Source organism: Escherichia sp. MR, from assembly GCF_005280595.1.
Lineage (GTDB): Bacteria > Pseudomonadota > Gammaproteobacteria > Enterobacterales > Enterobacteriaceae > Escherichia > Escherichia ruysiae.
This window is the reverse complement of the sequence record NZ_SZVK01000054.1, coordinates 1-15,007: the sequence shown is the minus strand read 5'-3', so window position 1 is coordinate 15,007 and position 15,007 is coordinate 1. Positions and strand designations below refer to the sequence as shown.

Below are 15,007 nucleotides of genomic sequence, written 5' to 3'. Positions count from 1 at the left end.
ATTACTGAGCAGCAAATAATTTAGCCCGCCGTTTATATGGCGGGTTATTTTTTGTTGGTTTAAGCATAAAAAATTGTAAAAATAAAATCAAAACCCGGACGCCAAATAAAAAACAACCAGTTCAAATAGCAGTCAATGCAATATCTTAATAAAAATAACTGTTCTCTCCGTCCTGTTTATAATCCACTGAATATTATGCATATCCATAATTCACTTCTATTTTCTACGCCTTAATTAATTCACAACACCAATCAATTGCATTTGCATTTGCATTTAATAAAACTAAATATATTTTTAAGCAAAACTAAAAACACTCCACACGCAAAATCAGATAATCTGGTAGAGCTATACTATTTTTCTATTTCCTTAAAGGATTCTGTTATGTTTAAAGGACAAAAAACATTGGCCACATTGGTCGTCTCTCTGTTGCTCACTGCTCCTGTTTATGCCGCAGACGAAGGCTCTGGTGAAATTCACTTTAAAGGTGAAATTATTGAAGCACCTTGTGACATTCATCCAGATGATGTTGATAAAAATATTGACCTTGGACAAGTCACGACAACCCATATAAACCGGGATCATCACAGCAATAAAGTGGCCGTCGACATTCGCTTAATAAACTGTGACCTGCCAGGTTCTGATAATGGTAGCGGTTCGCCAATATCCAAAGTTGCCGTAACCTTCGACGGTTCGGCTAAAACGACGGGGGCAACACCTCTGTTGAGCAATACCAGTGCTGGCGAGGCAACAGGTGTCGGCGTAAGACTGATGGACAAAAATGACACAAACATCGTATTGGGTACAGCTGCGCCAGACCTCGACCTGGATGCAAGCTCAACAGAACAAACGCTGAACTTCTTTGCCTGGATGGAACAAATTGACAATGCAGTCAATGTCACTGCTGGTGCCGTAACCGCTAACGCGACCTACGTTCTGGATTATAAATAAGAATAATTATGGCGGCGACGTAGCCGCCTTTCTGCAGATATTTATCAGGTATGGACACCGTGAATATTTATCGACTTTCTTTTATTTCCTGCCTGACGATGGTAATGCCGTCCGCGCTGGCGGTCGAATTTAACCTGAGCGTCCTCGACAAATCGATGCGTGATAGCATTGATATTTCATTATTAAAAGACAAAGGGGTGATTGCCCCCGGTGAATATTTTGTTAGCACTACCGTTAATAATAACCAAATAAGTAACGGGCAAAAAATTAGCTGGCAAAAAAGCGGTGATAAAACCATTCCGTGCATCGATGAATCACTGGTGGATAAATTTGGTTTAAAACCAGACTTCCGTCAATCATTAGTACAGATAAATCAGTGTGTTGATTTTAGTTCGCATCCAGAAATACTCTTCAATTTCGATCAAGCCAATCAGCAACTCAATATCACCATTCCGCAAGCGTGGCTGGCATGGCACTCAGAAAACTGGATGCCGCCATCAACATGGAAAGAAGGTGTAGCCGGCGTCCTGATGGATTACAACCTGTTTGCCAGTAACTACCGTCCACAGGGCAGTAGCAGCAACACCAACCTGAACGCTTACGGTACTGCCGGTATTAACATGGGTGCATGGCGCTTACGCAGCGATTACCAGCTGAGCCGCTCCGAAAGCGACGATGCCCATGACCAGAGCGGCGGAATATCACGTACTTATCTTTTTCGCCCACTACCGCAATTAGGTTCGAAATTAACCCTGGGCGAAACTGATTTTAGTTCCAATATTTTCGACGGTTTTTCTTATACCGGTGCGGCACTGACCAGCGATGACCGGATGTTGCCCTGGGAATTGCGCGGTTACGCCCCACAAATCAGCGGTATCGCGCAAACCAACGCCACTGTCACCGTAAGTCATTCGGGGCGAGTTATTTATCAGAAAAAAGTCCCGCCAGGCCCGTTTATCATTGATGACATCAATCAGTCTGTCCAGGGTACGCTGGATGTCAAAGTAACGGAAGACGATGGACGTGTGAACAACTTTCAGGTTTCGGCCGCCTCGACGCCCTTCCTGACGCGCCAGGGTCAGGTTCGCTATAAACTTGCTGTTGGTCAGCCGCGAACCTCAATGTCTCATCAAACTGAAAATGAAACCTTTTTTAGTAATGAAATATCCTGGGGGATGCTCTCGAATACCTCGTTATATGGCGGTTTGCTACTCTCCGGAGATGACTACCATTCTGGCGCAATAGGCATCGGGCAAAATATGCTCTGGCTGGGGGCGTTGTCATTTGATGTCACCTGGGCCAGTAGCCAATTTGATACCCAGCAGGACGAGCGGGGCTTAAGCTACCGTTTCAATTACAGCAAACAAGTGGACGCCACAAATAGTACGATTTCACTCGCTGCTTATCGCTTCTCCGATCGTCATTTTCACAGCTACGCCAACTATCTGGATCACAAATACAACGACAACGATGCACAAGACGAAAAACAGACGATCAGCTTATCAGTAGGCCAACCGATAACCCCTCTGAACCTCAACCTGTACGCCAACCTGTTACATCAGACCTGGTGGAACGCAAATACCTCCACGACCGCCAACATAACGGCAGGTTTTAATATTGATATCGGTGACTGGAAAGATATATCGATCTCGACGTCATTCAACACAACCCACTACGAAGACAAAGATCGCGACAACCAGATTTACCTGTCGATTTCATTACCTGTCGGTAACGGTGGTCGAGTCGGCTATGACATGCAAAACAGTAGTAACAGCACCACGCACCGCATGTCGTGGAACGATACGCTGGATGAACGTAATAGCTGGGGCATGTCTGCCGGGCTGCAATCCGACCGTCCTGACAATGGCGCCCAGGTGAGTGGTAACTATCAACACCTGAGTTCAGCCGGCGAATGGGATTTGTCTGGCACTTATGCCGCCAATGATTACAGCTCTGTCAGCAGTAGCTGGAGCGGTTCCTTTACCGCCACTCAATATGGCGCAGCCTTCCATCGCCGCAGTTCAACCAATGAGCCTCGGCTGATGGTCAGCACCGACGGCGTGGCAAATATTCCGGTTCAGGGTAATCTCGACTACACCAACCATTTTGGTATTGCGGTAGTGCCGCTAATTTCCAGTTACCAACCTTCCACCGTGGCAGTCAACATGAATGATTTACCTGATGGCGTAACGGTTGCTGAAAATATCATCAAAGAAACGTGGATTGAAGGCGCTATTGGTTACAAATCGCTGGCTTCCCGTTCTGGTAAAGACGTTAACATTATTATTCGCGACGCCAGCGGTCACTATCCCCCTCTCGGTGCCAATATTCAGCAGAATGGCAGTGGAATTAGTGTCGGTATGGTTAGCGAGGAAGGCCATGCCTGGCTTGGCGGAGTAGCTGAAAACCAGCAATTTACTGTGCTCTGGGGCGATAAACAAAGTTGCATTATTCATCTGCCAGAACGTCTGGAAGACACGACCAAACGCCTGATTTTACCTTGTCATTAATTAAGGAAAAGAGAATGACATTTATTAAAGGATTGCCCCTGATTCTGTTAGCCGTCAGCCTGGGTAGCAACGCTGCAGTGCAACCCGATCGCACACGAGTTGTGTTTAACGCCAACGACAAAGCCACCAGCCTGCGCATAGAAAACCAGAGTGACAAACTGCCTTACCTTGCATATTCCTGGATAGAAAATGATAAAGGGGAGAAAAGCGACGATCTTCTGGTCGCCCTGCCACCAATACAGCGCCTGGAACCAAAAGCAACATCGCAGGTGCGGATTGTAAAGCAAGCGTCAACCACACAATTGCCCAGCGATCGTGAAACGTTGTTCTACTATAACATGCGCGAAATTCCGCCAGCGCCGGATAAAAGCAGCGACCATGCGATACTTCAGGTCGCGATCCAACGCCGTATTAAGTTGTTCTGGCGACCTGCGGCATTGCGCAAGAAAACAGGTGAACACATAGAGTTACAGTTACAGGTTAGCCAGAAGGGCAACGAACTTACCCTGAAAAACCCTACCGCCTATTACCTGACGATTGCCTATCTTGGGCAAAATGATAAAGGTGTGATCCCCGGTTTTAAATCGGTGATGATTGCCCCTTTTAGCACCGTCACAACGAATACAGGAAGCTATAACGGTAATCAATTTTACCTGGGTTACATGGATGATTACGGCGCATTACGGATGAATACTCTGAACTGTAACGGACAATGTCGTTTACAGGCGGTGGAGGCGAAGAAATGAGTACTGGCAAGGGATTGTTGTTCGTTATCTGTCTGTTATTTCTGCCGTTGAAGTCTGCGCTGGCGCTGAACTGCTATTTTGGCTCATCTGGCGGATCTGTAGAAAAATCAGAAGCTATTCAACCCTTTGCTGTGCCGGGCAATGCTAAACCTGGCGATAAAATCTGGGAATCTGACGATATTAAAATTCCCGTCTATTGTGACAACAATACTAACGGCAACTTTGAAAGCGAGCATGTTTATGCCTGGGTAAACCCCTACCCCGGAATGCAGGATCGCTATTATCAACTTGGCGTAACATATAACGGCGTTGATTACGATGCCAGTCTCGGGAAAAGTCGAATCGACACCAACCAGTGTATCGACAGCAAGAAAATTGATATCTACACACCAGAGCAGATCATTGCTATGGGGTGGCAAAATAAGATTTGTTCCGGCGATTCCAACAATATTCATATGTCGCGTACATTTCTCGCTCGTATGCGGCTCTATGTTAAAGTTCGTGAAATGCCGCCGCATGATTATCAAAGTACGCTGAGCGACTATATTGTGGTGCAATTCGATGGCGCTGGCAGTGTTAATGAAGATCCTTCTGCCCAAAACCTGAAATATCACATTACCGGTCTGGAAAACATTCGTGTACTGGATTGCAGCGTTAACTTTTCTATTTCGCCTGAAACACAGGTGATTGATTTTGGTAAATTTAACGTACTGGATATTCGCCGTCACACGATGTCGAAAAATTTTAGTATTAAGACGACGAAATCACAAAATGACCAGTGCACCGACGGATTTAAAGTCAGTTCCTCGTTTTATACCGAAGAAACGTTGGTTGAAGAAGATAAAGCATTGTTGATTGGTAATGGACTTAAACTACGTTTACTGGACGAAAACGCCTCGCCCTATACCTTCAATAAATACAGCGAATATGCCGATTTCACCAGCGACATGTTAGTTTATGAAAAAAACTTTACCGCCGAATTGTCATCCATACCAGGCACCCCCATCGAGGCTGGTCCCTTCGATACTGTGGTGCTTTTTAAGATTAACTACAACTGAATCGAGATGATGCCCTTTTCAGTCGAGAAGGGTATCGCATTCAGATAATTACTCATTTCCTCCTTTTCCTTGATTACCGTTATTTTTTCCAGACCCGGCTTTCTTTATGCTGTATCGATACACCAAAGAGATAATAATGAAGGAGCGAAGGATGCCAGTTTTGCAGTGGGGAATGTTATGTGTACTATCACTTCTCCTTTCTATTGGCTTCCTCGCGGTACATCTCCCGGCGGCGCTATTACTTGGGCCGATGATCGCCGGGATCATCTTCAGTATGCGCGGAATGACTCTGCAACTCCCTCGCTCCGCTTTTCTTGCTGCGCAGGCCATTCTTGGCTGCATGATTGCGCAAAACCTCACTGGTTCGATTCTCACCACCCTGGCCGTTAACTGGCCGATCGTGTTATCAATTTTACTGGTGACGCTGCTTTCCAGCGCCATCGTGGGCTGGTTATTGGTGCGCTATAGCTCACTGCCTGGGAATACCGGTGCCTGGGGTTCCTCCCCCGGCGGCGCAGCGGCAATGGTCGCTATGGCGCAGGATTACGGCGCAGATATCCGTCTGGTGGCGTTTATGCAATATCTGCGGGTACTGTTTGTCGCAGGTGCGGCAGTTCTGGTTACGCGGATGATGCTGGGCGATAACGCTGAAGCGGTTAATCAACAGATTATCTGGTTCCCGCCAGTGAGCATTAATCTCATGCTTACGATTTTGCTCGCAGTGGTTGCCGGTACAGTGGGATGCCTGCTACGTCTTCCTTCCGGCACGATGCTCATCCCGATGCTGGCGGGCGCAGTGCTCCAGTCTGGCCAGCTCATCACCATCGAACTACCAGAATGGCTGCTGGCGATGGCGTATATGGCAATTGGCTGGCGGATTGGTCTTGGTTTCGATAAACAAATATTACTGCGGGCATTGCGCCCGCTGCCACAAATCTTGCTGTCGATTTTTGCTCTGCTGGCTATTTGTGCAGGTATGGCGTGGGGGCTGACCCGGTTTATGCATATTGATTTTATGACCGCCTACCTCGCCACCAGCCCCGGCGGGCTTGATACCGTGGCGGTCATCGCCGCAGGGAGCAATGCCGATATGGCGCTTATTATGGCGATGCAAACCCTGCGCCTGTTCAGTATTTTGCTGACGGGGCCAGCCATTGCGCGGTTTATTTCAACCTATGCGCCGAAGCGGTCGGCCTAGTGCTGGCAGCCTGGACACCAGTAAAACGGGCGCGAGGACAACGTGGTTTTCTCAATGATGCTACCACAGCGTTCACACTTCTCGCCATCACGATGAAAAACTTTAAAGCGAAACAGCGCCCCATGATGTTTATTCTCATCCACCTGCCCCCGCGTAGCGTAAGAAAGTCGAGGAATATCCAGTAACGCGTGTGCGAGTGCATCCAGTTGCGCCGCATTGAGATCTTTCGCTTTATGACTTCCGGTCAACCCGACCTGCCAGAGGATCTCCACCCGCAAATAATTGCCAAGCCCTGCCAGAAACGCCTGATCGAGCAGTAATCCAGCAAACTGCCGATTACGAAAGCGCGCCGATAATAACCGTTCTTTCACCACCTCCGGCGTCAGATTCGGATCCAGCACATCGGGGCCAACGCGTTGTAAAAACGGATGCGTGGTCAGTTGTTCCGGGGTCAACATCTCAATATCCGAGGCGCTATAAAGCAGAATGGTTTTGTCAGCCGTTTGCAGTTTTACCCGCAGCACCCGCGTGGTCTGCGGCTCTTCGCCGGTATCAACCACGCGCCACACGCCGTAAAGCTGATTATGGCTATAGAGCGTTAAACCATCAGAAAAATGAGTTAACAACGCCTTACCACGAGTTCCCACATGGGTGACGTGTTGACCAATAAGTTGTGATTGATACGGTTTTAACTGCGGGAAGGCAAACCAGACATCAGTTAGTAGTTTGCCTTTGATCGCCGCCTCCAGGTTATCCGCTGCACGGCGGATCTCCGGGCCTTCAGGCATGGTGATATCCTTTTTTCGTTCTTTGTTCAGCGGGATTATGCTGCGACAACAATCCCCTTTTTGGTAAATGTAGCGCGTAGTCGGCGGGCGAACGCCAGTGCGTGCTCGCCGTCGCCATGCAGGCAGACCGTTTGCGCCGTGACCTTCGCCCATTCACCGGTGATACCTTTGACTCTGCCGTGTTGCACCATCTCCAGCGTTTGCGCCAGCGCCTGTTCTTCGTTTTCAATCAACGCGCCTGGCTGGCTTCGCGGCACCAGCGAGCCGTCAGCCTGATAACCGCGATCGGCAAACACTTCCTCGCGCGTTGTCAGGCCATTACGCTTGCCTGCACGGATCAGCTCGCTTCCCGCCAGCCCGACGAGAATCAATGCCGGATCGCAAGCGTATACCGCTCTGGCGATGGCGTCTGCCAGTTGTGCGTCTTTCGCCGCCTGGTTATACAACATACCGTGCGGTTTGACGTGGCGCATCACACCACCTTCTGCACGGACAATCGCTGCCAGCGCGCCAATTTGATACAGCGTCTGGGCATAAACCATTTCCGGCGGCAGTTGCATGGCGCTACGACCAAAATTTTCCCTGTCGGGAAAACTCGGGTGCGCGCCAATCGCTACGCCATTTTTTATTGCTTCACGCACGCAAGCCTGCATGGTTTGCGCGTCGCCTGCATGAAATCCACAGGCAATATTGGCTGAGGAAACCAGCGTTAACAGTTCAGCGTCACTGGCACAGCCTTCGCCCAGATCGGCGTTCAGGTCAATTTTCATTGTGCAGCCGCCACGCTAATTGTTCGAAATAACGTTGCTGATCTTGCCGCGCTTTTAGTGCCTCTTCCAGTGAACACTGGACAAAATGAATGGGCTGTCCGAGTGGGATTTGCGCCAGATGATACATGTCGGCTTCAATAATGCAGGCAATGCGCGGGTAACCGCCGGTGGTTTGCGCGTCGTTCATTAGCACAATGGGCTGCCCGTTATGCGGCACCTGCACCACGCCCGGCAGCAAACCGTGAGATAACAGTTCACGATCGGTGGTGCGTTTTAAGATTTGCCCTTGCAAGCGATAGCCCATCCGGTTGCTTTGCGGGCTAAGTTGCCAGGGCGAACGCCAGAATGCATCCTGCGAGGCGCGATCGAACTCATGATATTCCGGCCCCGGCAAGGCGCGAATGCGGTTGCCCCACAGTAGCTGTTTAACGCCCTGTGCTTCCATAAAATCCCGCTTCGCTTTGCCAATCGGGAGTCGGTCACCATCCTTTAGTAAACGCCCTTCCAGCCCGCCAATCCCCACTTTGAGATCGGTACTGCATGACCCCATCACTGGCGGGACATCAATACCACCCGCCACCGCCAGATAGCTACGAACACCATGTTGCGGACGTTTAAGGGTTAAACGCTGACCTGCTTTCATCGGCAAGCGCCAGCCGGTCCAGACGGCGTTATCATCCAGCCGCGCTTCACAACCTGCGCCGGTCAGGGCAAACCAACCATCGCGTTCAAATTCAACCGTTAACTGACCGAGCGTAATTTCCAGTGCGGGAGCGTTGGCATCATTCCCCACCAGCAGATTAGCAATGCGCAGCGCGGGTATATCCAGTGCGCCGCAATGGCTGATACCCGACTGGCGAAAACCGTGACGACCACCATCCTGCACGGTGGTATACATCCCCGCACGAATAATTTTCAACATACTCCCTCCTTCTGCGGCACAAAGCGCACGCTATCTCCAGGACGTAATAAGATGGGTTCGTCACGCGCCGGATCAAACAGGCTGAGTGAAGTATGACCAATCAACTGCCAGCCACCCGGCGTTGCCAGCGGATAAACACCGGTCTGCGGCCCGCCGATCCCGACAGAACCTGCCGGAACGAGCAAGCGCGGTTCAGCGCGCCGTGGCGTGTGTAGTTGTTCCGGCAAGCTCCCGAGATACGGGAAGCCCGGTTGAAAACCTAAAAACCAGACCACGTATTCCACGGAGGAGTGCAATTCAACAACCTGTTTTTCGCTCAACCCACAATGCGCCGCGACCACCGCCAAATCCGGCCCGCCAGCGCCGCCGTAAACAACCGGGATTTCGATATGGCGTGACTCCGGTTCCAGCGCCTCACTCTCCTCCCACCAGCGTTGCAAACGCTCAATGGCATCCAGCGCCAGCGACTCAGGATTGCGCAAAATCACCGTGATATTGTTCATGCCGGGAATGGCTTCCACCACATTCGGCATATCCACCAGACGCTGCGCCAGTCGCCAGATCCGTTTCTGGCTAGCCAGCGTCACTGGCGGTTCCAGTTCCAGCACTACCGCCGTTTCACCTATCAGATAACAACGCGCTCGTTGCACTTTCGATCCCTCTGATTATTCGTTATGCAGGATTAGGAATATCAATAAAGGTCACATCAAGATCGGTATTTTCATTCAGCCACTCGCTCAACGCGCGAATACCGCCGCGTTCAGTGGCATGGTGACCTGCGGCATAAAAATGCAATCCCTGCTCGCGGGCTGAATGAATGGTCTGTTCAGAAACTTCGCCAGTAATAAATGCATCCACACCAAAACGCGCGGCGCTATCGATAAAACTTTGCCCGCCGCCCGTGCACCAGGCGACGCGTTTCACTACATCAGGTCCGGTATCGCCACACCACAACGGCTTGCGTCCCAGACGCGCTTCAATCCAGGAAGCCAGTTCCAGCCCCGGCACAGGCATGGTCAGTTCGCCCCACGGCACCAACGGCTCAATTTCGCCCATGACCGTGATCCCCAGTAACGCCGCCAGTTGTGCGTTATTACCCAGCTCCGGATGTGCGTCCAGTGGCAGATGCCAGCCATACAGGTTGATATCATTCGCCAGCAAGGTTTTTAAACGGTTACGCTTCATGCCGCGAATTACCGGCGATTCGCCTTTCCAGAAATAGCCATGATGCACAATGACCGCATCCGCGCCCAGACGCACCGCTTCATCGAGCAGCGCCTGGCTGGCGGTGACACCGGTAACAATTTTTTGCACCGTCTCTTTGCCTTCCACCTGCAAACCATTCGGCGCGTAATCACTTATCGCCGCGCTGTTCAGTTTCTCGTTAATCAGTTGTTCCAGTTCGGTGTTTTTCATCTTCGCGCCTTCCGTATTCTGATAGCTACACCGTTAACATAGCGTTACCTCGCCTGTTCGTCGATAGCCAATCTTTTGACATATTAAGAAACAAACAGGCGGCCAAAAGGCGCAAATTGTTTATTTCACCACACCTCAGTTCATGTATATTTATGCAAACAGACAGCATATTGCATAAATAATCAGATCTGTATCAAGGTTTTAACTTTAAGGAAACACACGCACACCGCGCTTTTATTACGTGGCGTCGCATCCAACTGTGGAATTATTATGAATAAACACGCATCACAGCCGCGCGCTATCTACTACGTTGTCGCGCTACAAATCTGGGAATATTTTAGCTTCTACGGAATGCGCGCCCTGCTGATTCTCTATCTCACCAATCAACTGAAGTACAACGATACCCACGCTTACGCGTTATTCAGTGCCTACTGTTCACTGGTATATGTCACGCCAATTCTTGGCGGTTTCCTGGCCGATAAAGTGCTCGGCAACCGTATGGCGGTAATGCTGGGAGCGTTGTTGATGGCGATCGGGCATCTGGTGCTGGGCGCCAGCGAGATCCATCCGACATTCCTCTATTTGTCGCTGGCGATTATCGTCTGCGGCTATGGCCTGTTTAAATCCAACGTCAGTTGCCTGCTTGGCGAACTCTATGAGCCAACCGATCCGCGTCGTGATGGCGGTTTCTCGCTGATGTATGCGGCAGGTAACGTGGGTTCTATTATCGCCCCAATCGCCTGTGGTTACGCCCAAGAAGAATACAGCTGGGCAATGGGCTTTGGCCTGGCTGCGGTCGGGATGATCGCCGGGCTGGTCATTTTCTTATGCGGCAATCGTCATTTCGCTCATACCCGGGGCGTTAATAAAGAGGTGCTGTGTGCGAAAAACTTTCTCCTGCCAAACTGGGGATGGCTGCTGGTTCTGCTGGTCGCAACGCCCGCGCTGATTACTGTATTGTTCTGGAAAGAGTGGTCGGTATACGCCTTAATTGTTGCCACGGTGATTGGACTGGCGGTGCTGGCAAAAATTTATCGCCAGGCAGAAAATCAGAAACAGCGTAAAGAACTGGGGCTGATTGTTACCCTTACCTTCTTCAGTATGTTGTTCTGGGCCTTCGCACAACAGGGCGGCAGTTCGATTAGCCTTTATATCGACCGTTTCGTTAACCGCGATATTTTCGGTTATACCGTTCCTACGGCGATGTTCCAGTCGATTAATGCCTTCGCGGTCATGCTGTGTGGGGTGTTCCTTGCGTGGGTGGTAAAAGAGAGCGTCGCGGGAAATCGTACCGTGCGCATTTGGGGAAAATTTGCTCTTGGCCTCGGTCTGATGAGCGCCGGATTCTGCATTCTGACCTTAAGCGCCCGCTGGTCTGCGATGTATGGACACTCTTCCCTGCCGCTGATGGTTCTGGGGCTGGCAGTGATGGGCTTTGCCGAACTGTTTATCGATCCGGTAGCCATGTCGCAAATTACGCGTATTGAAATCCCCGGCGTGACTGGCGTATTAACCGGAATTTATATGCTGCTTTCCGGCGCGATTGCGAACTATCTGGCTGGCGTCATTGCCGATCAGACATCGCAAGCTTCGTTTGATGCTTCCGGGGCGATCAACTATTCCATCAATGCATATATTGAAGTGTTTGATCAAATCACCTGGGGCGCACTGGCGTGTGTAGGACTGGTACTGATGATTTGGCTGTACCAGACGCTGAAATTCAGAAACCGCGCGCTGGCGCTGGAGTCTTAATAAGCGCCTGATGCGACGCTGACGCGTCTTATCACGCCTGAATGGCTCATTAAATTTGCACTATCAGGCCGGATACGGCGTTCACGCCGCATCCGGCAACTGGGCACAATTGCCCGACGCGTCTGTTATTTCCCCTTCCTCGCCGCCTCATACGCTGCCAGCGTTCGTACTCTCGCTTCTTTGTGATCGACAATCGGCTCTGGATAATCCAGCTTCACACCCGCTTTCTCTGCCCACTTCCACGGCTCATGCACCGATTTTCCCGGCACATCGCGCAGCTCCGGTAACCACTGGCGGATAAACTCGCCTTCGCGGTCAAATTTCTCGCCCTGGGTTGTCGGGTTGAAAATACGAAAATACGGCGCAGCATCGGTTCCGGTGGAAGCCGCCCACTGCCAGCCACCGTTATTGGCTGCCAAATCACCATCAATCAGCTGCGACATGAAATACCGCTCCCCTTCGCGCCAGTCGATCAACAAATCTTTCACCAGAAAGCTAGCTGTGATCATCCGCAGACGGTTATGCATCCAGCCAGTGCTGTTAAGCTGACGCATGGCGGCATCGACAATCGGGTATCCCGTTTTGCCTTCCTGCCAGGCCTTTAAATGCGCGGGATTGCTTTGCCACTGTACGCGGTCAGTCCAGGCAATAAACGGACGATGTTTACACAGCGAGGGGTAATACGTTATCAGGTGACGGTAAAACTCGCGCCAAATCAACTCATTAAGCCAGACGCTACCTGCCCCGCCCTCCATCGCCTGCGGTTGTTCCGCCAGCAGGCGATGTAAACACTGGCGAGGCGATAATCCTCCCGTTGCCAGACTAGCGGACAAACGGCTGGTGCCTTCCACTGCCGGGAAATCACGCTGTTGCTCGTACAGCCCTGCTCCGTTCTGGCAAAACTGGCGTAATTGCGCAATCGCCACTTTTTCTTCCACCGGGAAATATGCTGTGTCGAAAGGCTGACGAGGGTAATTCAGCGAAATGGATGGTGCGGGGTCTATCGATCCGCTACTACGTACTTTTGGTGCAGCGACGCACTCCGGCATCCCTTCCCGCAGCCGTTTCAGCCAGGCATTTTTAAATGGCGTAAAGACTTTGTACATCTCATGGTTACCGGTCATCACCGCGCCAGGTGGCAGGATCACGCTGTCATCAAATCCTTCACACACCACGTTACAAAGCGTTTTCTCAACCAGAGCATCCCGCGCTCGCTCATTCACTTCATACTGATAGTTATAAAACAAATGGGTAATGCCGTTTTCCACGCACACCTGTTTAACCATTTCGACGCTGGCAGCAAAGTCATCCACTTCATGAAATAACAAAGGAATACCTTTTTCCGCCAGCGCGATTTGTAGCCCGTTCAGTTGAGCATTGATAAGTTCAGCCTGACGCGGCGACATATTATGCGCTGCCCACTGCTGCGGTGTGGCAATAAACAGCGCCACCACGTGTGCAGATGAATTGCGGCAGGCAGCAGCCAGCGCGAGATTATCGTGCAGACGTAAATCCTGGCGAAACCAGACCAGATGGGTGGTCATAAAACTCCTGCATGGCGCAAGTTAATAACACGCGGCCAAAGTTCGAAATAACGTTGCCCTGAAAGCCAGGCATTAGGATAAAGCGCCATATAGTGTTTGATACGCATCAGCGGCGCAAGTAGCGGTTGCTCGCCACATCGATAACTGTCGATAAGCGCCGCCAGTTGCTGACGTTCTGTGGAATCAAGATGGGGACGAAAATACCCCTGAACGTGCATCAAAACGTTGGTGTGATCGCGCGGGTTGGCGGGGTGAGAAAGCAAAATAATTACGCGCTGGCGATACTGGTTGTAATACTCCTCCAGATTATGCCACTGGTGAATATCTGCCACGAACGGGCCGAGCTTGCGGTACTCGGGCTGAGAATGAGCCAGAAATACGAGTTTATAGCGGCTGTGATAATCGAAAAGCGCCGCGCGAGTTAAGCCTCGCTCTTTAAGACGGTGTAACTCGTGCAAAGCAAAAATGCGGATAAGGGTGCTGTCATCAAATCGTTGCTGATTCATTACTGCTCCTGAACGGTTTACAGGAGTAAGTGTAGACGATGGAGAATGATATTTGTGGGGCAGCGTTTTTGCGGGGAAGCATTTTGTTGGTAAAAATATTATCAACTTCATCTGAGCGTGAATTATTCCACTATTTTCCGAGCCGCATTAATTTTTGCACTTTTTTATTTTTAGGAAGTAACAGTTCTCAATGCTTGATTATCTCACTATTAATTGTATTGTAAACCAATAATCGCACACCATTTTTCTCTTTTTAAAAAACATAAATACTGTTAAAATAAATATTCACTTTGCTATCTTAAATACTATTTCTACATTACTCATCTTTATAATCAAATTATTCTTATCCATAGATATTTTTGCAGCTTTAAAATAGCGACTTTCACCAACATCAGCCATGCAAATTAAACCTAAACCACGAGCTCTCCCATCCTTTGTACATGAGAAAAATCATCCATCTACTCTATTTATCCCCGAACCTTTAATACCATAATAAATCAGAATTTCTGGGTATTTTTCATCCTTCACGCTTTCATATTTTTGGTATTTAATTGAAAACCAGAGCAAGATTACTAAAGCCCGCTTCCCGCAAGGACTGATGCGATGTAGTCTCTGTCCATGGCTGCTTTTCGCGTCTTACGTCTTAACCCTGCCTTGAATACCTTATATTTCGTCAAAATATTAATGGCGATATGCCTGAACCCTGAAAATAATTCTGCTGTATTTCCTCTTCTTATTTTGCAGTCGTCTTCATTCATTACCACATCACGTGCCAGGTAATGACTCTAACTTATTGATAGTGTTTTATGTTCAGATAATGCCCGATGACTTTGTCATGCAGCTCCACCG

14 protein-coding genes and 1 pseudogene are annotated in these 15,007 nt (G+C 49.8%); 6 read left to right on the top strand and 9 right to left on the bottom strand.

Translation table 11 applies throughout. The features are described 5' to 3' along the window. Nucleotides 1-381 precede the first annotated feature (381 nt). From FC814_RS18620 to FC814_RS18600, 5 genes are all read left to right on the top strand, one after another. Nucleotides 382-948 (top strand): fimbrial protein, encoded by a 567-nt coding sequence (locus FC814_RS18620; protein ID WP_137326295.1) that lies wholly within the window; start codon nt 382-384, stop codon nt 946-948. A gap of 50 nt (nt 949-998) precedes the next feature. Beyond that, the gene (locus FC814_RS18615) at nt 999-3,458 is read left to right on the top strand and encodes a fimbria/pilus outer membrane usher protein (RefSeq protein ID WP_170967952.1); all 2,460 of its coding nucleotides are present in this window, start codon (nt 999-1,001) and stop codon (nt 3,456-3,458) included. Between the two features lie 14 nt (nt 3,459-3,472). Continuing rightward, on the top strand, nt 3,473-4,204 hold the full coding sequence (locus FC814_RS18610; RefSeq protein WP_137326293.1) for a molecular chaperone: 732 nt from the start codon (nt 3,473-3,475) through the stop codon (nt 4,202-4,204). Further along, on the top strand, nt 4,201-5,262 hold the full coding sequence (locus FC814_RS18605) for a fimbrial protein (protein ID WP_137326292.1): 1,062 nt from the start codon (nt 4,201-4,203) through the stop codon (nt 5,260-5,262). The genes FC814_RS18610 and FC814_RS18605 overlap by 4 nt, the downstream gene beginning before the upstream one ends. 151 nt (nt 5,263-5,413) lie before the next feature. Beyond that, nucleotides 5,414-6,460 (top strand): AbrB family transcriptional regulator, encoded by a 1,047-nt coding sequence (locus FC814_RS18600; protein ID WP_137326291.1) that lies wholly within the window; start codon nt 5,414-5,416, stop codon nt 6,458-6,460. Here FC814_RS18600 and nei read toward each other — a convergent pair. The 5 genes from nei to ybgI are packed head-to-tail and all read right to left on the bottom strand — an operon-like array spanning nt 6,457 to nt 10,356. Then, nucleotides 6,457-7,248 (bottom strand): endonuclease VIII, encoded by a 792-nt coding sequence (gene nei, locus FC814_RS18595; RefSeq protein WP_137326290.1) that lies wholly within the window; start codon nt 7,246-7,248, stop codon nt 6,457-6,459. The genes FC814_RS18600 and nei overlap by 4 nt on opposite strands. Before the next feature lie 35 nt (nt 7,249-7,283). After that, the gene (gene pxpA, locus FC814_RS18590; RefSeq protein ID WP_105290762.1) at nt 7,284-8,018 is read right to left on the bottom strand and encodes a 5-oxoprolinase subunit PxpA; all 735 of its coding nucleotides are present in this window, start codon (nt 8,016-8,018) and stop codon (nt 7,284-7,286) included. Then, a complete protein-coding gene (gene pxpC / locus FC814_RS18585) occupies nt 8,008-8,940 on the bottom strand; it encodes a 5-oxoprolinase subunit PxpC (protein WP_000912703.1) in 933 nt (310 codons plus the stop codon). The genes pxpA and pxpC overlap by 11 nt, the downstream gene beginning before the upstream one ends. Further along, entirely contained in the window at nt 8,934-9,590 is a 657-nt protein-coding gene (gene pxpB / locus FC814_RS18580) for a 5-oxoprolinase subunit PxpB (RefSeq protein WP_001188352.1), read from the bottom strand. Before pxpB ends, pxpC begins: the two co-directional genes overlap by 7 nt. A 22-nt stretch (nt 9,591-9,612) precedes the next feature. Beyond that, nucleotides 9,613-10,356, bottom strand: a complete 744-nt coding sequence (gene ybgI, locus FC814_RS18575) for a radiation resistance protein YbgI (protein ID WP_000798867.1) — start codon at nt 10,354-10,356, stop codon at nt 9,613-9,615. A 270-nt stretch (nt 10,357-10,626) separates the two neighbouring features. Between ybgI and dtpD the strand changes: the two genes are divergently transcribed. Then, nucleotides 10,627-12,108 carry a dipeptide permease DtpD gene (dtpD, locus tag FC814_RS18570; protein WP_001032667.1) on the top strand — a complete coding sequence of 494 codons (1,482 nt, stop codon included), beginning with the start codon at nt 10,627-10,629 and terminating at the stop codon, nt 12,106-12,108. A gap of 125 nt (nt 12,109-12,233) precedes the next feature. Here dtpD and phrB read toward each other — a convergent pair whose 3' ends face one another. The 4 genes and pseudogenes from phrB to FC814_RS23610 all read right to left on the bottom strand — a co-directional run bounded on the left by phrB (nt 12,234) and on the right by FC814_RS23610 (nt 15,005). Then, the gene (gene phrB, locus FC814_RS18565; protein ID WP_000207115.1) at nt 12,234-13,652 is read right to left on the bottom strand and encodes a deoxyribodipyrimidine photo-lyase; all 1,419 of its coding nucleotides are present in this window, start codon (nt 13,650-13,652) and stop codon (nt 12,234-12,236) included. Further along, nucleotides 13,649-14,158 carry a YbgA family protein gene (locus FC814_RS18560; protein WP_001076011.1) on the bottom strand — a complete coding sequence of 170 codons (510 nt, stop codon included), beginning with the start codon at nt 14,156-14,158 and terminating at the stop codon, nt 13,649-13,651. Before FC814_RS18560 ends, phrB begins: the two co-directional genes overlap by 4 nt. Before the next feature lie 572 nt (nt 14,159-14,730). Further along, nucleotides 14,731-14,925: pseudogene (locus FC814_RS18550) on the bottom strand (transposase); the annotation flags it as partial. Between the two features lie 23 nt (nt 14,926-14,948). After that, on the bottom strand, nt 14,949-15,005 hold the full coding sequence (locus FC814_RS23610; protein ID WP_003032489.1) for an IS1 family transposase: 57 nt from the start codon (nt 15,003-15,005) through the stop codon (nt 14,949-14,951). Between the last annotated feature and the right edge of the window lie 2 nt (nt 15,006-15,007).